Source organism: Blastomonas fulva (assembly GCF_003431825.1).
GTDB lineage: Bacteria > Pseudomonadota > Alphaproteobacteria > Sphingomonadales > Sphingomonadaceae > Blastomonas > Blastomonas fulva.
In genome coordinates this window covers 232087-249200 of sequence record NZ_CP020083.1, presented here as the reverse complement: position 1 = coordinate 249200, position 17114 = coordinate 232087, and the positions used below count along the sequence as shown (strand labels likewise).

Here is a 17114-nt window from a genome sequence, read left to right as displayed (position 1 = left end):
CGCGTCAGTTGGCGACTGAAGTCCGCCAGCCGCTTGCCGATGCACGTTTCTCGCCTTGGGCATCCAGAGCATCGCCAGCCGCCATTTCCTGCGCTGCTGCCAGGATCTCAACCTCACTGCCTGCCTGGCGATACTCGGTCGATGACCTCCCGCTAACGGCAAATTCCTGCTCGATTTTCCAACCACTTGCATTCCGACAAGCAATGCCGCCTTCGGTCGCTCCTCGCCAAGCGCGACAGAATTTGCCGCCCTCAGCCTCAAAACTGAGCAAGACGCGCGGCTCTGCATCTGCGGATTGACTGGACACAAGTCTGTTCTCGAGCATGCTCGCCAATTCCTCGTCCGCATATCCGTCTGGAAGGCTTGGCTGCCAAGGTTGCCAAAACGCCAGCACCAAGGAGGCAGCGATTGCAGGTCCGGCGATGGGCACCCAGCGCCGGACCATGGGTGGCAATCCGCGCTTGCTGCGTGCAGCTGCAAGACTGATGACCTCACCCACTTTGTCTCTGTGCGGCTCGGATGTTTGCAGTAGCGCCACAAGATGGGCCGGAACCTCTTCGGTTACGATTGGGGCATAGCGCGCAGCGAGCAAGGCTTTGAGCCGGCGATGCCTCTCGACCTCGCTCGCAAGTGTCGGATCAGCAGCAATTTCCGCCTCTACCTGTGCCTTTTCAGCACCCGCCAGTTCGCCATCAGCGAAGGCGGCAATCATTTCCGGTGAGATGTTCATGCGGCGTCCTCCAACAGACCTTGCAAGGCATCCCTGCCGCGCACCAGTCGGGAATTGAGCGTGCCAACCGGGCAGCCTACGATTTCGGCTGCTTCCCTGTATGAACACCCCTCCACCATCACCAACAACACGGCTTCTCGCTGCTCTTCAGGCAGTCGCATCATTGCGCGGTCAATCATGCCAAGCTCCACACTTGCTTCCTGTCCGCCAGACGATCCCACTGACAGACCTGCCTCCTCGGCCACGAAAGTCTCGCTGCGGCGGCGCGAGGCGCGCATCTCGTCGATGAACAGGTTTCGCATTATCTTATACATCCAGCTATCCAGGCGTGTCCCCTCTTGCCACTGGTTGCGGCGGGCCAAGGCACGTTCGATCGTCATCTGGCACAGATCGTCACCGTCAGCAGTCGAGCCCGTCAGGCCGCATGCAAACCGTCGCATCTTTGGCAGAAGATCAATCAGCAGTGGTTCAAACGCCTTGGTCAGGTTTAGCGCCTTTCTGATGGATGAAACGGATGGGCTCGCACGTTTCATCCGTGCTTAAGCAAAAAAAGAGGATAGAACCAATCATGCGCAGATCGCGAGCTATCATCTTTGTCTCATTGTTATGTGCGATGACCATGGCAGCCCCGTCATGGGCCCAGTTGCGATCGCCACTGGGCCAAGTCGGGCTGCCGAGGGTGGGAGGCGCCGTCGGAGGTCTCGTCGATGAGGTCGGAGATTCCCTTGATCGGGCCAGCAGCTTGCTGGAACGACAGGCGCGCGATCTGTTGCGCTTGCGTGACCAGCAACTTGCACGCCTGCTGAGGCAAAACAGGGACCGGATCGAGCGCGATGCGACAGGCAGCCTCGCCCGGCGCGGAGAGTTACTTTCGGTCGGAATAAGCCCCGACGACCTGAACAGTCTTAAACGGGCAGGTTTTGCTGTCATTGGCCAAGAGACTATCGAGGGGCTCGACCTTCAGATAACGCGACTGCGTGTCCCCGCCGGAGTGGACTTGTCCAAGGCGCAGGCGCTTGCTGCACAGATTGCGCCGGGGGCAGACATCAGCGCGGATAACCTGCACTGGCAATCCGAAAGCTCGGTTGCTGGCAAGGGCGCGGTCGTTCTGCCCGGTCTGCTTGTTGTGCAGGCGCAAATCCCCGTCGAAACGCCGATAGGGATAATCGACGGCGCGCCTGGACCCGCCATCCGAGTGACGGGCCGCAAGGGCTTTGCCACGGGGGCTCTGCTGCCTTCGGATCATGGAAGTGCGGTCGCCAGCCTGCTTCATGGCGAGGGAGCAAGCCGGCTGTGGGTGGCCGATGTCTATGGCAGTGACCCCGCAGGGGGCAACGCTCTCGCCATCGTGCAAGGGCTGGGCTGGCTCGCTAATAACGGCTGCAAGGTGATCACCATCAGCTTGGTTGGACCCCGCAACAAGGTTCTGGAACGCGCGATACGACGGGCGCAGCAGCGCGGTGTCGTGGTGGTTGCAGCAGTAGGCAATGATGGGCCGGCATCGCCGCCTGCCTTTCCCGCTTCGTATGACGGAGTTGTGGCGGTAACTGGTGTGGACCGCAAAAGGCGTGCGCTGATCGAGGCGGGGCGAGCGCTCCACATTGACTACGCAGCACCAGGCGCAGATGTGTACGGTCTCAATGCCAAAGGTAAGTCGGTCAAGCTGCGCGGCACCTCTTTTGCGACACCACTTGTGGCGATCAGGGTTGCTGCCGCAATGGCAAATGGTGGCAAATGGCAGACCCAGCTTGACGCACAGGCGCGAGATCTGGGCCAGAAGGGACCCGACAAACGCTATGGACGCGGGCTTTTGTGCGAGGGCTGCGGCAAAATGAAATGACTTATTCGCACCCCCCATGAATTAAACCGGTTTTCCCATCCGTTGTCCTTTCAGGTGAGCAGGCAATGACGCCGCTGCCATATAGTTGAAAGGATAGCATGATGAGAAAGATCATTTTTGCAGCAGCCGCAATCGCTCTCTTCCCGGCAGCCGCGCAGGCGCAGTTGCTGGGCGGCGGCGGGCTTGGCGGTGGCCTCGGGGGATCGTTGGGTGGTTCCCTTGGCGGCACGCTCGACAATTCGATCGGCAGCTCAATCGGAGGCGCACTGGATCGCACCACCCGCACCGTGCGCGGATCGGTAGACGGCTCTGGTTCCACCGATGGCAGCCAGTCGGTCGATGCACGTCGTGGCACCGTCTCGGCAAACCGCAGCGCCAATGGTTCGATCTCAGGCTCGACCGCCAGCCTGGCAGACGTTGTTGTGCCCACTGCCAGCCAAATGGCCAATATGTCTGGTAGCGGTGCCGCCAACGGTCAGGGCAGTGCCAATGCACAGCTGATCGGCACAGACGCGGTTACCGGGGCCGTCGCACCGGTGGTTCAGGGTGCCAGGTCAAGGGCTGGAGAGGCGGTCTCAAGCATTCCCGACATGAATGCTCCAACTGGCGGTGCAGCTTCAGGCAGCGGCGCAGGCTCGGCTGGTGGTTCGCTGATGTCTAGCCCGCTTGCAGTCGCTGGCAGTGCTGCGGCTGCCGGTGAAGGCGTTGCCGCCGTCAGTCGTGGTATGCCGGTGATGACCCCGGACGGTGCTTCGCTCGGCAAAGTCAGCCAATTGGTGGCCAACAGCCGGGGTGAGGTTCAGCAGGTGGTCGTCAAGCAGGGCAAGGTGACCCGCGAATTACCCACCGGAATGTTCAGCGCGTCTGGCGATGCGCTGGTGCTGGCTCAGGCCAGTGGGGCAGCTTCCGCTGAGGGCCAGGACACCGCTGAACCGGCAGAATAAACGACCAGAATCTTAATCTGGCTCTTATCGGGCTTGCTCTTTTCCGCCTGCTTGTGGGCGAACCGCGCAAACTTAGGGGCGGACGCGTTCGCCGTGTCCGCCTCTCTTCGCGCCTGACGATAATTGCTGCCCGCACGCTCGATTGGCAACAAAAATATGCGCCGTGGGCGGATTAAACTGCGCTGCCCAATCGTTTCCTGTTTGACCGCCAATAATGGTGATGTTCAGCAAAAGGAGAATTGAAAATGTTCAAGCTTGCCACACTGACAATGTCGATCTTCGGTCTTGCAACTGTCGCCAGTGCAGCCGTTCCCATGCTGTATGAGGAGCGCATCGCGCTCATCGAGGAGAAGCAGATCATCCCCTCGCCGATCGCAGGCATCCAGAACCATCTGTGGTTCGATTACCGGATCAATGTCCTTGAGTCGAAAAAGGAACTGAGCGGCGACCTTCGCCGGGCAACCGACATCGAGGACCGCCGCGATGCATGGGAGGAATATGCGGTCGAACTGAAGCATGAACGTGTGCACTACACAAAGAAAATGGCCAAAAAGGGCTATCGCATGGGCAATGTGACCATCGTTGATTGAGGACCCGAAAGACCAATCGACTGCGTACTGACTGGCTCTGGCCAACTGGCGACGAGAGGGCCGGCCGTCTGGTCGGCCCTTAAGCCTTTTGCCGCATTCGCGAAGATGTAGCTGATGGCAGGTAGAAGCCCGTTTACTGTTGATCCCATGGATGACCGATTTCAGCGCGAGCCGACAGCCCCGCCGCTGCGTTGGAATGCCTTATTTTAGGTCGACTGCTGACGAACGCGAACGCCTGATCGTGGGACATGGTCGGCGATGACCAGCGCTAATGGCAATGTCTAGTATCACCGAAACCGGCCATACGCGAAGCGGACTGGTTTACACTGCCATTGATCATATTCTAACTGGAACCAGCCTGATGACATTGCAGTGCAATCATGGCAGCGAACGCTTGGCGCCGTCCGCTGGTCATGAGCCTCCAATCGGTGCCAGAGAAGAAGGCCGGTTTCGGCAACCCCGCTGTTCCGGCCATCCTTTTTGTTCACCATTTAAAATTGGGATGACCATCAGCGGTAAATATCGCCGCTGTGCGCTGCATCACATCTCTGCGCGAGCCCTAAAAGCATCCTTGAGCGGCACACAAAGTGCCAGCTTGCATTTTGCGACCCGGTGCGGGCTGCGGCCGAGGGGCTTGGAACTTATAGCGCTGAGCCTCTCGGTTGCCCAACATCTGTCGGCAGTCACTTGCCTAAGGTTCTTCGAGCAGTCCATGGGCGAGATCGTGAAGCCGACTCGTTGAAATGCCATTTATCAAATTTAGTGAACGACTGTCATTACGCCAGCCTGCCAATAACGCCCCGTCTTGGTGGGTGCCTTCGAAGCACCCCTGCCGCCACCTCAATCGGTATTGGTTTGATAATCTGGCGAAAAACCTCGCAGCGCATAGGGAGAGCTTGCTGCAAGAGGGTTTGGAACGCTAGTAGCCGGATCATGCGGATCGCGATCATCGACACCAGCACCACGCGTGCAGCGATCATCTCTGACGGCCTGCGCGAGGCTGGCCTGACCGATCTTGTGATCATCGACCATGCAGCAGGCCTTGCCACACAGATCGAACGTGCCGCCCCCGAAGTGGTCCTAATCAACCTTGAGAACCCGAGCCGCGACATGCTCGAGGACTTTTTCGCGATGTCGCGCGCGCTGGCACGCCCGATCGCGATGTTCGTCGATCAGAGCGATGCCGAGTCGACCAGCGCGGCGGTGGATGCGGGCGTATCGGCCTATGTTGTCGATGGCCTGGCCAAGCAGCGCATCAAGCCGGTGCTGGACCTGGCCATCCGTCGTTTTCAGGCATTTTCACGGCTGCAGGCCGAGCTCACTGAAGCCCGGACCGCGCTGGCCGACCGGCAGGCGATCGATCGCGCCAAGGCGATCCTGATGAAGCGCAAAGGGCTGGATGAACCTGCTGCTTATGCCCTGCTGCGCAATCATGCGATGCGATCCAACCGCCGCATTGCCGAAATCGCCGAGGCGATCGTGACCAGCGAAGCCCTGATGGGAGACATGCTTTGAGCAACACCGTCATGAGGATCGGCTTCCTGCCGCTGGTTGATGCAGCGCTGCCCATCCTGGCGCATGAACTGGGCTTTGCCGAGGATGAGGGCCTGGGTCTTGAGCTGGTCCGCGACATCACCTGGGCGGCGGTACGCGACCGTTTGATGTATGGGCAGACGGATGCTGCGCACATGGTCGCACCGCTGGCCATAGCCACCGCATTGGGATGCGACAGGCCAGCTGTTCCGCTCGCCGTTCCGTTCGTGCTCGGTCTCAACGGCAACGCCTTTACCGTCTCGACGGTACTGGCGGATGCCTTGATGCTGGACAACTCGCTGGGTGACCCATTCGAAATTGGCGCAAGGTTGAAGCTGGAGGCGGCCCGGCGGGTCGCCATCGGCAAACCGCTGCGTTTCGGGGTGGTCCATCGCTATTCCAGCCACAACTATATGCTGCGCTACTGGCTGGCTGGCGTAGGGATTCAGCCTGACCGCGATGTCGAGATCACCGTCACCAGCCCGCCCTTTGCCGCCGATGCACTGGCCTGCGGTGATGTTGACGGCATTTGCGTTGGCGAACCGTGGAACAGCATCGCGGTGGATCGCGGTGTCGGGCGGATCATGCTGGCGACTGCGCAGATCTGGCGGCGGGGTGTGGAAAAAGTGCTGGCGGTGCGGCTCGATAGTTCCAATGCCGATACCGATGCCATCGAACGGCTGGTGCGCGCGCTGCACCGTGCGGCTGCGCATTTCGTCGAGCCTCGCAATGCCGAGGCAAATGCGGCCATATTGTCACGGTCCGAATATCTGGACGCGCCCAGCGACACGATCTTGCGGGCAACCACGGACCGTATCCGGCTGACGAAGGGGGCCGATGCCATTCATTATCCCGACTTCATGTTTCAGCATCGTGAGGCCGCCAACTTCCCCTGGCGCAGCCAGGCCATGTGGCTGTATTCGCAGATGGCCCGCTGGCGTCATGCCGAAGCAAGCGAGGCGGGTTTTGCCGGAGCAGCAAAGGTGTTCCGCCCTGACATCTACAGGTCCGCGCTGGCCGGAACCGATGCGATCCTGCCCGGTGCCAGTGCCAAGGTGGAAGGTGCCAACAGCGTACCTCGTGGTGCCTCCAGCCAGACCGGCAGACTGATTCTCGGTGAAGACCAGTTCTTCGATCGCGTGCAGTTCGATCCTGATCGGGCGATGGACTACCTGGAGCACCAGCGCACAAAGCCCATGATTTGAGCGGACTAGCCTCTCGCAATTGCAATTGCTGCAACGCACAAAAATTTGCTTGCGCTAAACTCGATTCGCTGACAACTTATACCAAGATCAGGCAATGATGCGTGATCTATAATAACCAGGTCTGTCCAGTGAAGGGCTGAACTGGCCGCTTCGGTCCAACCGAGGCATGGCAACGACGCCGCCCGAACCGGTCCTGATGACCGCGCTTCGAGGCGGCTTTTTTCGTGTCTGAAAGGAGCATGGCTTTGACGGTTCATTCCGCCAGATTGACAGATGGAATTGCCCACCCTTCGGGCGCGGTCATCGTCAGCTGCCTTGTCGCTTCCTTCGCGAGCGCTGTCTCGCTGCTTCTCCACCATCACCGCGTGCTCCCCCCTGCGCCTCGGCCAACAAGCCCCGGCGTATGCGCTCGGTTCAACCAGCCGAACGGATTTTCCGCGCGGCACCATTCAAGGGGTTTATCATGAACAAGGGTTTCTGGTCGGCGGGACACCGCCCGACGCTGTTTGCGGCGTTCTTATATTTCGATCTGGCGTTCATGGTCTGGGTTCTGCTCGGCCCGCTGGCACCGATGATCGCAGTCGATCTGGGGCTGAATGATGCCCAGAAAGGTCTGATGGTTGCCATACCGACGCTGGCAGGCGCGGTACTGCGGCTGGTCAACGGCGTGCTGGTCGACAAGATTGGCCCCAAGTCCACCGGCGCCATCGGCCAGCTGATCGTCATCGGCGGACTGGCAACGGCCTGGATGTTGGGGGTGAACAGCTTCGGCGGCACCGTGGCGCTGGGCGTGATCCTGGGCTTTGCTGGTGCAAGCTTTGCTGTGGCACTGCCGCTGGCGAGCCGCTGGTATCCCGCCGAGCATCAGGGGACCGCGCTGGGCATCGCCGGCATGGGCAATTCGGGTACGGTGCTGGCCGCATTGTTCGCGCCGCTACTGGCCAAGGCGTTCGGCTGGAACGCGGTTCTGGGCCTCGCCTGCATCCCGCTGGCGATCACGTTCTTCATCTACATGGTGCTGGCCAAGGATGCGCCAAACCCTCCCGCGCCCAAGTCGATCTTCGCCTATCTTGAGCCACTCAAAAAGGCCGATGCGTGGTGGTTCATGCTGTTTTACGGCGTGACGTTCGGCGGTTTCGTCGGCCTTGCCGCATCGCTTTCCATCTACTTCGTCGATGAGTTCGCACTGACCCCGGTGGTGGCTGGTTATTGCACTGCGGCGTGCGTGTTTGCCGGATCACTCGTCCGTCCGATGGGCGGCGCGCTCGCTGACCGGATCGGCGGCACCAAAACGCTAATGGCGGTGTATCTCATCGCCGCCGCCGTTCTCATCGCGATCAGCTTCGGTCCTTCGACCGTAGGCCTTGCACTTGCCCTGTTCGTTTGTGCGATGCTGGCGCTGGGGGCAGGCAATGGCGCGGTGTTCCAGCTGGTGCCTCAGCGGTTCAAGGATGAAATCGGCGTGATGACCGGTTTGGTCGGCTTTGCAGGGGGCGTCGGCGGTTTCTACCTCGCCTCGTCGCTGGGGCTGGCCAAGCAGCTGACCGGCAGTCCGCAATGGGGCTTCCTGATCTTTGCCGGGCTTGCATTGGTTGCCTTTGCCAGCCTGGTCAGCGTCAAGACCCGCTGGCGCGCGACCTGGACAACCGACCTTGAAGGCGCGCGGATATGAAGGCGCGCGCCTGCATGATCCTGGCCGGGGCGGTTGTCGCCGCCTCGGCTGCCAGTCCCGCGCTGGCTGACCCGCTCAAGCTCACCCCACTGATCGATGCCCGCCTGCGCTATGAGGGTGTCGATCAGCAGGGCAAGGCGCAGCAGGCCGATGCGCTGACGTTCAGGATGCGCAGCGGCATTGAGGCGAAGAGCGGGCCGTGGTCGGTGCTCGCCGAGGCCGAAGCGACGCTGGCGATCAACGGTGACTATAACAGCGCGGTCAATGGCCGGACCGCGTTTCCGGTGGTTGCCGATCCTGAAACGATCGAACTGAACCGTCTCCAGCTCCAGTATCGCGGTCTGCCCAAGACGGTGATCACCTTCGGTCGCCAGCGCATCAACCTCGACGACCAGAGGTTCGTCGGCACGGTGCTGTGGCGGCAGAACGAGCAGACCTATGATGCGGTGCGGCTGGAAAGTTCTGCGCTTGGGCCTCTTGCTGCCGACATCACCTATAGCTGGTCGCTGCGCAGCATCTTCGGCATCGACAGCCCGTTGCAATCCATCGGCGGTGAAAACGTGCTGGCCCAGCTGGGCGGCAAGGCGGGACCGGTCGCGATTAAAGGCTTTGCCTATCTGATCGATCAGGATCAGGCGGGACGGCGGCAGTTCTCCAGTCAGACCTATGGTGTGCGCGCCAACGGATCGTTTGCGCTCTCGCCGAAGCTGAAGCTGGGCATTGTCGCCAGCTTTGCCCGGCAGAGCGACTACAAGGGCAACGCCAACACCTACTCGGCCGATTATTGGCTGGGCGAGGCGCAACTGGGCGCGCACGGCTTTACGCTGACAGGCGGCTATGAGGTGCTCGGCGCATCGTCTGGCCGGGCCTTCACCAGCTTCCAGACGCCACTGGCCACCGCGCACAAGTTCAACGGCTGGGCCGACTTGTTCCTCACGACGCCCGCCAATGGCCTGCGCGATGCCTATGCCGGGCTCGGCTACGCCCTGCCGACGCCGCGCGGCCCGGTGAATCTCTCGGTCATCTACCACCGCTTCGATAGCGACCGGCTGGACCAGGATTATGGCGATGAATGGAACGCGCAAGCGACCTTCAAGCTGACCAGGAACATCGGCCTGCTGGTCAAATACGCCGATTACCGCGCCCAGCAGTTTGGCACCGACACCCGCAGGCTTTGGCTGCAAATGGACTATACGCTGTGACAAGGGAAACTGGCATGGACCGCGAACATCTGCGCGAAAATCTGGTAGTTATCGGCAACGGCATGGCCGGGTGCCGCGCGGTGGAAGAGGTGCTGGCGCGCGATCCGCACCGCTTCCGCATCACCATCTTCGGTGCCGAACCGCATGTGAACTACAACCGCATCATGCTCTCTCCGCTGCTGGCGGGCGAGAAGTCTTTCGACGAGATCGTGATCAACGACCGCAGCTGGTATGCCGACCACGGCATCGATCTGGTGGTCAGCGATCTGGTTATCGCCATCGACCGCGAAGCGCAGACGGTGACTGCGCAGTCGGGGCGGGTGGCGCACTACGACCGGCTGCTGATCGCCACCGGATCGGACCCGTTCATCATCCCGGTACCGGGCAAGGATCTGCCTGGCGTCGTCTCGTTCCGCGATATGGCGGATGTCGACATGATGGTTCACACGGCCGCCCTGGGGGGGGATGCCGTGGTGATCGGCGGTGGCCTGCTTGGCCTGGAGGCGGCCCATGGGCTCGCCTTGCGGGGTATGCAGGTCACCGTCATTCACCTGATGGATACGCTGATGGAGCGTCAGCTCGACGAAGCGGCAGGGTGGCTGCTGAAAGCCGCGCTGGAGGGCCGCGGTCAGACAATTTTGACAGGCGCCAACACGGCGGAAATACTTGGAGAGGGCAAGGTCGAAGGTGTGCGTCTGACCGACGGGCGCAACATTCCGGCCAGCCTGGTGGTGATGGCGGCGGGTATCCGTCCGAATGTGAAACTTGCAAAAGAGGCAGGGCTCGCCGTCAATCGCGCGATATTGGTCGATGACCAGATGGTGACCAGCGATCCGGCGATCCTTGCGGTAGGCGAATGCGTCGAACATCGCGGGCAGGTCTATGGCCTGGTAGCGCCGATCTGGGAGATGTGCCGCGCGCTCGCCGATGGCCTCACCGGTAAAGCGAACAGCTATGAAGGGTCGGTCACCGCAACCAAGCTCAAGGTCTCCGGCATCGATGTGTTTTCGGCAGGCGATTTTGCTGGCGGCGATGGCGCAGAAGACATCGTGCTGCGCGATGCTGCGCGCGGGGTCTACAAGCGCGTGGTGGTGAAAGACGACCGCGTGGTTGGTGCAGTGCTCTATGGCGACACCGCCGATGGCAACTGGTATTTCGACCTCCTCAAGCGATCCGAAGACGTGACCGAGATCCGCGATGCGTTGATCTTCGGCCAGGCCTTCGCCTCTGGAGAGGGGCAAGCGGACCCTAAGGCCGCCGTTGCAGCGCTGTCCGATGATGCGGAAGTGTGCGGCTGCAACGGCGTCAGCAAGGGTCAGGTCGCAGCATGTATTGCAGACGGTGCAGGCACGCTCGATGCGGTGCGCGCCACCTGCAAGGCATCGGCGAGTTGCGGGTCGTGCACCGGCCTGGTCGAGACGCTCCTCGCGATCAGCCTGGGCGATGAATATGCGGGCGAACGCACCGCCAAGCCGATGTGCAAATGCACCAGCTTCACCCACGACGAGGTGCGCGCGCTGATCGTCGATCGCGGCTTTCGTCACATCCCGCAGGTGATGCAGGACCTGCACTGGTCCACCCCCGATGGCTGTGCGTCGTGCCGTCCCGCGCTCAATTATTACCTGCTGTGTGCCTGGCCTGGCGAATATGTCGATGACCAGCAGAGCCGCTTCGTCAACGAACGGATGCACGCCAACATCCAGAAGGACGGCACCTATTCAGTGGTTCCCCGGATGTGGGGCGGGTTGACCAACCCGAAAGAATTGCGCGCCATCGCCGATGTCGTCGAGAAATACGATGCGCCAATGGTCAAGGTCACAGGCGGCCAGCGACTCGACATCTTCGGCATCAAGAAGGAGGATCTGCCCGCTGTCTGGGCCGATTTGAATGCCGCCGGGATGGTTTCGGGCCACGCTTATGGGAAGGCGCTGCGCACGGTGAAGACCTGCGTCGGCAGCGAATGGTGCCGCTTCGGTACTCAGGATTCGACCGGGCTGGGTGTCAAGCTGGAGCGCAAGTTCTGGGGCAGCTGGATGCCGCACAAGTTCAAGATGGCAGTCAGCGGCTGCCCGCGCAATTGCGCCGAGGCGACGATCAAGGACTTCGGCGTGATCTGCGTCGACAGCGGCTACGAGCTGCATGTCGGCGGCAATGGCGGTATCCACCTGCGAGGCACCGACCTGCTGTGCAAGGTCGCCACCGAGGAAGAGGCGATCCACATGGCCGCCGCTTTCGTCCAGCTCTACCGCGAACATGCCCGCTATCTGGAACGCACCGCGCCCTGGATCGAGCGGATGGGGATGGAGTGGCTGCGTGCCCTGTTGATCGACGATGTGGAGGGGCGCGATGCGCTGGCGGCACGCTTCTGGGTGGCGCAATCGTTCAGCCAGGATGATCCGTGGGCAGAGCGCGCTGCTGGCGCAGAGCGCAACCTGCACCGTCCGATGGCCGAATTCCGGCCGATCCCGCAGATGGAAGGGGTTTCAGCATGATGCCGCAATGGATTGATGTGGGCAGCGTGGAAGACGTGCCTCTACGCGGATCGCGCGCCGTCAAGGTGGCGGGCGGCGAGGAAATTGCGGTGTTCCGCACTGGATCGGGGCGCATCTACGCGCTGGTCAACCGCTGTCCGCACAAGCACGGCCCGCTGAGCCAGGGCATCGTCCATGGCGACAGCGTGACGTGCCCGCTGCACAACTGGGTTATCAGCCTTGCGACTGGCGAGGCGCAGGGAACAGACAAAGGCTGTACGCCAACCATTCCGGTGGAGGTTCACAGCGGGCGCATCCTGATCGAGCGGGCCGCGGCGCTGCGGTTGGCGGCGTGAACGCAACGCGCACCACCTGTGCCTATTGCGGTGTCGGTTGCGGCGTCCTCGCCACGCCTGCTGCCGATGGCCAAAGCGCAGCGATTGTTGGTGATCCAGAACATCCGGCAAACGCCGGACGGCTGTGCTCCAAGGGCACCCATCTGGGCGAGACGCTCAGCCATGAAGGCCGTCTGCTGCAACCTGAAATCGGTGGAAAGCAGGCGAGCTGGGACAAGACCATTGCGCATGTCGCGCGCCAGTTTCGCCGCACGATCGAGCAATACGGCCCGGATAGCGTCGCATTCTACGTATCGGGCCAGCTGCTGACCGAGGACTATTACGTCGCCAACAAGCTGATGAAGGGCTTTATCGGATCGGCCAATATCGACACCAATTCGCGGCTATGCATGTCGAGCGCGGTCGCTGGGCACATGCGCGCCTTTGGCGAGGACATCGTACCGGCGAGCTACAATGATCTCGATGCGGCGGACCTTATCATACTGGTCGGATCGAACACCGCCTGGTGCCATCCGGTAATCTATCAGCGGATCATGGCCGCGCGGGCGGCACGCGGCACAAAGCTGGTGGTGATCGATCCGCGCCGCACAGAAACCTGCGCGGATGCCGATCTGCACCTGGCGTTGCGACCCGGAAGCGACGTCGCGCTGATGAATGGCCTCTTGGCCTTTGCGATGCGCGAGGGGCTGATTGATCGCGATTACATCGACCGAAGAGTCTTTGTCCCCGATGGCTTCTGGGAAAGCCTTGAGCACGACCATGACCTGTGGTCGGTCGCCCGCAGCTGCGATCTGCCGCCTGCCGATGTCCAGGCGCTGTTCGATCTGTTCGCCGCGCATCCGCGCACTGTCACGATGTTCAGCCAGGGTATTAACCAGTCGATCCGCGGCACCGACCAGGTCAATGCGATCCTCAATCTGCATCTGGCGACAGGCCGCATCGGCAAGCCCGGTGCGGCTCCGTTCTCGATCACCGGCCAACCCAATGCAATGGGTGGGCGCGAGGTTGGCGGGCTGGCGACCACGCTGGCCTCGCACATGGATTTCGCGCCTGAAAACCGCAGTCTCGTCCGCCGGTTCTGGGCCTCGCCCAATATTGCGGCCAAACCGGGCCTCAAAGCCGTCGATCTGTTCCGCGCGATCGGGGAGGGGCGGGTCAAGGCAGTTTGGATCATGGCCACCAACCCGGCTGTATCGCTCCCCGACGCAGGCACAGTGCGCGAAGCATTGGCCGCATGCCCGTTTGTGGTCGTTTCCGATTGCATCGCGAATACCGACACCAGTGCCTATGCGCATGTGAAGCTGCCCGCCACCGGCTGGGGCGAAAAAGATGGCACGGTCACCAACTCCGAACGGGTGATCAGTCGCCAGCGCGCGTTCCTGCCGGCTGCGGGCGAGGCAAGGCCAGACTGGTGGATCATCAAGCAGGTCGCGCGCGCGATGGGCTGGCGCGAGGCGTTCAGCTTTGACAGTCCTGCCGACATTTACCGCGAGCATGCCCGCCTCTCTACATATCAGAATGCCGGAAAAAGGGTGTTCGACATCGGCTGCCATGCGGCTATCTCCAACCTTGCCTATAACGCGATGCAACCCTGGCGCTGGGGCGGAGACGCCTTTGCCGATGGCCGATTTTCAACGCCCGACGGCAAGGCGCGGCTGGTGCCTGTTTCACAGATGGAGCTTGGCAAGCCGCTCAAGGCCTGGCCATTGACGCTCAACACCGGGCGCTATCGTGACCAGTGGCATACCATGACCCGCACCGGGCTCAGCGCACGGCTCGGCCAGCATCGGCAGGAACCGCTGGTTGAAATCCAGGCCGAAGATGCTCTGGCGCACGGCCTGTCTGATGGCGGGTTGGCGCTCGTGGCAACCCCGCAGGGCAGCAGCGTATACAGGGTCAGCATCAGCGATGGGCAACGTCGCGGCGAACTGTTCGTGCCGATCCATTGGACCGGCCAGCAATCGAGCGGTGGGCGCACCGGCGTGCTCGCCCGCGCACTGACCGATCCGCATTCGGGGCAGCCTGGGTTCAAGAACGCACCGGCGCGCATCTCGCCATTTGCCGCCGACTGGCACGGGTTTCTCATCGCGTCGGTACTGCCTGATCCTTTGCCATCCAGCTATGCCACCAAGGTGCGAACCAAGGCCGGGTGGCTAGTCGAGCTGGCAGGCGATGGCGATCCACTGGCGTTCGCCAAGCGGGTTCTGCCGCGCGGCGAACGCATCGAAAGCCATGACGGCGCGCACGGTCAGCACCGGTTTGCCATCCTGCGCGACGGCGTGGTCGTGGCGGCTCTTTACATCGGTCCGCTCCAGCGGCTTCCCAGGCGCGAGTGGTTGATTGCTCAGCTTGGGGTCTCTGAAGCCAGCGCGACCGAACTGCTGGCCGGGCGCTCTGCTATACCCGCGCCCGATCGCGGCGCGATTGTCTGCAGCTGCTTCGACATCGGCACGATCACGCTGACCAAGGCCATCGCGAGCCAGCGGTTGATGACCACCGAGGCGGTTGGGGCTGCGTTGTCTGCCGGCACCAACTGCGGCTCATGCAAACCCGCAATCCAGCGGTTGATCAAGCAACACAAGGAGGCAGCCCATGGCTGACATAAGTTTTGGCTCCGGCGATGTCTGGCTGGTGGGCGCTGGCCCAGGCGATCCCGATCTGCTGACCCGCAAGGCCGAACGGCTGCTGGCAATGGCTTCAATCGTGTTCCACGATGCACTGGTCAGTCAGGAAATCCTCGATCTTATCCCCAGACAGGTGATGCAAGTGCCTGTGGGCAAACGGTCAGGGCGGCACTCGATGTCCCAGCCCGCAATCAACGGCCTTCTGGTAAAATCCGCGCATAACGGTCACCGCGTCGTTCGGCTAAAGGGCGGCGATCCTGCGGTGTTCGGACGGATGACCGAGGAGCTCGATGCACTGCAGGCCAAGGGCATACGCGTTCAGGTGTGCCCGGGGATCACCGCCGCCAGTGCAGCGGCAGCTTCAGGAGTGTTCTCGCTGACCAGACGCGGCAGCACGAGGGCGCTCACGTTCATCACGGCGCAAGGCTGCGGGAATGGCCAAACTGACATCCACTGGTCAGCGATCGCGGGAGAACAAACGACACTTGCGATCTATATGGGCCGTGCCGCTGCACCGCATATTGCAGAGCAACTGATAGCCAAAGGGTTGCTGCCGAGCACGCCCATCCTGATCGCGGTCAACGTCTCATCGCCCCACGAGCGCCTGATCCGTGGTCGTCTTGACGGTCTGGCTTTGCTGATGGCAGCGGTCGGTGACAGGGACCCGGCGTTGCTGCTGGTGGGTGACGTGACCCATGCCCATGCTGAAACGGCTGATTTGAGTTCAGAATGGCTCGATCTGCCGACGGATATTGCGCCGCCCCCCAAAGTCCGCATCCGCGCATAAAGTTGGAACAGCGCGTCTGCCGCACCCTCGCTAGACAATCGGTGAACTATATAGATGGCGAGAGTGTCGACCAATTCTACCCACCTGGCAGCTGTCACACGTTCGAGTGACCGGTTACGACGTAAGCTGACATTCCTGCGGCCACATCGGAACGACCGGGTGTGGGTCGCCAGCTGACGCTGCCCTAATTTACGGATCGATGGCAGCGTTCCAAGAACTGTACTTGAACCCGCTACTCAGCCTCCGGCACATTTTCGGCAGCATGCGGGGGATAATCGCCTCTGCCGGATCGAACCAATACCTGCTCTAAATGCCGCTGATCCCTGGGCACGAGGTCAGGCCTCCCTCAATCAACCCGTAAAGGGTCCACTACGCATTGCGTGTGGCCGCAGCTTTGCTGCGGTGATTGCAGCCTGACCCCGACCGGCGGGGCGACTGTCGAGCGGGAATTGCCCCGCTCCGGAGACAGAAGCTTTACCGATGCCACTTTCTACCGCCCAATCGCTCGCCTGGAACCTGGCCCGCACGATGATGACTGTCATCGTCCTCATCGAAACCAGCGCAGGTTATTCGGTTATGCCGCTTGCAGAATTCGACGGTGATCCCAGCATGATCATCTGCGAATATGATCCATTCAATCGGTGATTCCGTTAGTCTCATCAGGGCCGGTGTCCTCTTGGATAGCGGCCCTGAATATTGTGCTTGCTCGATCAAACGCTCGCAATTTTCGGCATGGAGCAATTCGTTGGGGTCGAAAATGGTTTGCAGGGTGAAGGCTGGACGGTCAGATGGGGGCAGGGTGGTTTTCCTGGACGACATGCTCCCATGTGCGGGCACTTTGCTGTCTGTCAGATCGAAGACTCGGCCTAGCTGTTGCGTACGATTTTTCCATCAAGAGCGCCGCCTGTACTGTGTCCCGAGAAGCAGAGTGATCATCCTGCGTGTGGGGCCGTTCACCGGGCAATGCGCGCCATCAGCATGGACCGGGCCTGCTCGCTACAAAATGGTCGTCAGAAAAGCAATCTGCGCTGAAAGGCAGAAGGTGCGTCACGACTAGTAGCGATACCTGCATTGCGTCAATTCTGCCAGGGCAATTGTCGGTATTCCCCAGCGTCGTGCTGCAGCGATCCGGGGTGTTGCGAAAGCGCAAATCCGATTTT

Annotated in this window: 14 protein-coding genes; 12 read left to right on the top strand and 2 right to left on the bottom strand. The window is 61.5% G+C overall.

Annotated features, from left to right (window positions below; all coding sequences use genetic code 11):
* Positions 1–4 precede the first annotated feature (4 nt).
* Both B5J99_RS19445 and B5J99_RS01215 read right to left on the bottom strand, forming a co-directional pair.
* Complete coding sequence (locus tag B5J99_RS19445; protein WP_162892400.1) at positions 5–730, bottom strand: anti-sigma factor family protein; 726 nt, start codon at positions 728–730, stop codon at positions 5–7.
* Positions 727–1263: an RNA polymerase sigma factor gene (locus B5J99_RS01215; RefSeq protein WP_117351208.1), complete on the bottom strand. Its 537-nt coding sequence runs from the start codon at positions 1261–1263 to the stop codon at positions 727–729. Before B5J99_RS01215 ends, B5J99_RS19445 begins: the two co-directional genes overlap by 4 nt.
* A 209-nt stretch (positions 1264–1472) precedes the next feature.
* Between B5J99_RS01215 and B5J99_RS01210 the strand changes: the two genes are divergently transcribed.
* The 12 genes from B5J99_RS01210 to B5J99_RS19440 all read left to right on the top strand — a co-directional run bounded on the left by B5J99_RS01210 (position 1473) and on the right by B5J99_RS19440 (position 16599).
* Complete coding sequence (locus B5J99_RS01210) at positions 1473–2570, top strand: S8 family serine peptidase (protein WP_245991705.1); 1098 nt, start codon at positions 1473–1475, stop codon at positions 2568–2570.
* Positions 2571–2668: 98 nt separating this feature from the next.
* Positions 2669–3514 (top strand): hypothetical protein, encoded by an 846-nt coding sequence (locus B5J99_RS01205; RefSeq protein WP_162892399.1) that lies wholly within the window; start codon positions 2669–2671, stop codon positions 3512–3514.
* A 245-nt stretch (positions 3515–3759) separates the two neighbouring features.
* Complete coding sequence (locus tag B5J99_RS01200) at positions 3760–4104, top strand: hypothetical protein (RefSeq protein WP_117351205.1); 345 nt, start codon at positions 3760–3762, stop codon at positions 4102–4104.
* A gap of 933 nt (positions 4105–5037) precedes the next feature.
* Complete coding sequence (locus tag B5J99_RS01195; protein WP_117351204.1) at positions 5038–5619, top strand: ANTAR domain-containing response regulator; 582 nt, start codon at positions 5038–5040, stop codon at positions 5617–5619.
* Positions 5616–6842, top strand: a complete 1227-nt coding sequence (locus B5J99_RS01190) for a CmpA/NrtA family ABC transporter substrate-binding protein (protein WP_245991704.1) — start codon at positions 5616–5618, stop codon at positions 6840–6842. Before B5J99_RS01195 ends, B5J99_RS01190 begins: the two co-directional genes overlap by 4 nt.
* Before the next feature lie 463 nt (positions 6843–7305).
* The gene (locus B5J99_RS01185) at positions 7306–8514 is read left to right on the top strand and encodes a nitrate/nitrite transporter (RefSeq protein ID WP_117351203.1); all 1209 of its coding nucleotides are present in this window, start codon (positions 7306–7308) and stop codon (positions 8512–8514) included.
* Positions 8511–9716 (top strand): alginate export family protein, encoded by a 1206-nt coding sequence (locus B5J99_RS01180; RefSeq protein WP_117351202.1) that lies wholly within the window; start codon positions 8511–8513, stop codon positions 9714–9716. The genes B5J99_RS01185 and B5J99_RS01180 overlap by 4 nt, the downstream gene beginning before the upstream one ends.
* Positions 9717–9730: 14 nt before the next feature.
* Positions 9731–12208 carry a nitrite reductase large subunit NirB gene (gene nirB, locus B5J99_RS01175; RefSeq protein ID WP_117351201.1) on the top strand — a complete coding sequence of 826 codons (2478 nt, stop codon included), beginning with the start codon at positions 9731–9733 and terminating at the stop codon, positions 12206–12208.
* Positions 12205–12543 (top strand): nitrite reductase small subunit NirD, encoded by a 339-nt coding sequence (gene nirD, locus B5J99_RS01170; protein WP_211337859.1) that lies wholly within the window; start codon positions 12205–12207, stop codon positions 12541–12543. Before nirB ends, nirD begins: the two co-directional genes overlap by 4 nt.
* Positions 12540–15143 carry a nitrate reductase gene (locus B5J99_RS01165; protein WP_117351200.1) on the top strand — a complete coding sequence of 868 codons (2604 nt, stop codon included), beginning with the start codon at positions 12540–12542 and terminating at the stop codon, positions 15141–15143. The genes nirD and B5J99_RS01165 overlap by 4 nt, the downstream gene beginning before the upstream one ends.
* Positions 15136–15954, top strand: a complete 819-nt coding sequence (cobA, locus tag B5J99_RS01160) for a uroporphyrinogen-III C-methyltransferase (RefSeq protein ID WP_117351199.1) — start codon at positions 15136–15138, stop codon at positions 15952–15954. The genes B5J99_RS01165 and cobA overlap by 8 nt, the downstream gene beginning before the upstream one ends.
* A 480-nt stretch (positions 15955–16434) precedes the next feature.
* Complete coding sequence (locus B5J99_RS19440) at positions 16435–16599, top strand: hypothetical protein (protein WP_162892398.1); 165 nt, start codon at positions 16435–16437, stop codon at positions 16597–16599.
* Positions 16600–17114 lie beyond the last annotated feature (515 nt).

What these genes read in the sequence shown, in the direction of transcription:
- B5J99_RS19445 (WP_162892400.1), bottom strand. Translation starts at nt 730, where the DNA reads ATGAACATCTCACCGGAAATGATTGCCGCCTTCGCTGATGGCGAACTG.
- B5J99_RS01215 (WP_117351208.1), bottom strand. Translation starts at nt 1,263, where the DNA reads ATGAAACGTGCGAGCCCATCCGTTTCATCCATCAGAAAGGCGCTAAAC.
- B5J99_RS01205 (WP_162892399.1), top strand. Translation starts at nt 2,669, where the DNA reads ATGATGAGAAAGATCATTTTTGCAGCAGCCGCAATCGCTCTCTTCCCG.
- B5J99_RS01200 (WP_117351205.1), top strand. Translation starts at nt 3,760, where the DNA reads ATGTTCAAGCTTGCCACACTGACAATGTCGATCTTCGGTCTTGCAACT.
- B5J99_RS01195 (WP_117351204.1), top strand. Translation starts at nt 5,038, where the DNA reads ATGCGGATCGCGATCATCGACACCAGCACCACGCGTGCAGCGATCATC.
- B5J99_RS01185 (WP_117351203.1), top strand. Translation starts at nt 7,306, where the DNA reads ATGAACAAGGGTTTCTGGTCGGCGGGACACCGCCCGACGCTGTTTGCG.
- B5J99_RS01180 (WP_117351202.1), top strand. Translation starts at nt 8,511, where the DNA reads ATGAAGGCGCGCGCCTGCATGATCCTGGCCGGGGCGGTTGTCGCCGCC.
- nirB (WP_117351201.1), top strand. Translation starts at nt 9,731, where the DNA reads ATGGACCGCGAACATCTGCGCGAAAATCTGGTAGTTATCGGCAACGGC.
- nirD (WP_211337859.1), top strand. Translation starts at nt 12,205, where the DNA reads ATGATGCCGCAATGGATTGATGTGGGCAGCGTGGAAGACGTGCCTCTA.
- cobA (WP_117351199.1), top strand. Translation starts at nt 15,136, where the DNA reads ATGGCTGACATAAGTTTTGGCTCCGGCGATGTCTGGCTGGTGGGCGCT.
- B5J99_RS19440 (WP_162892398.1), top strand. Translation starts at nt 16,435, where the DNA reads ATGCCACTTTCTACCGCCCAATCGCTCGCCTGGAACCTGGCCCGCACG.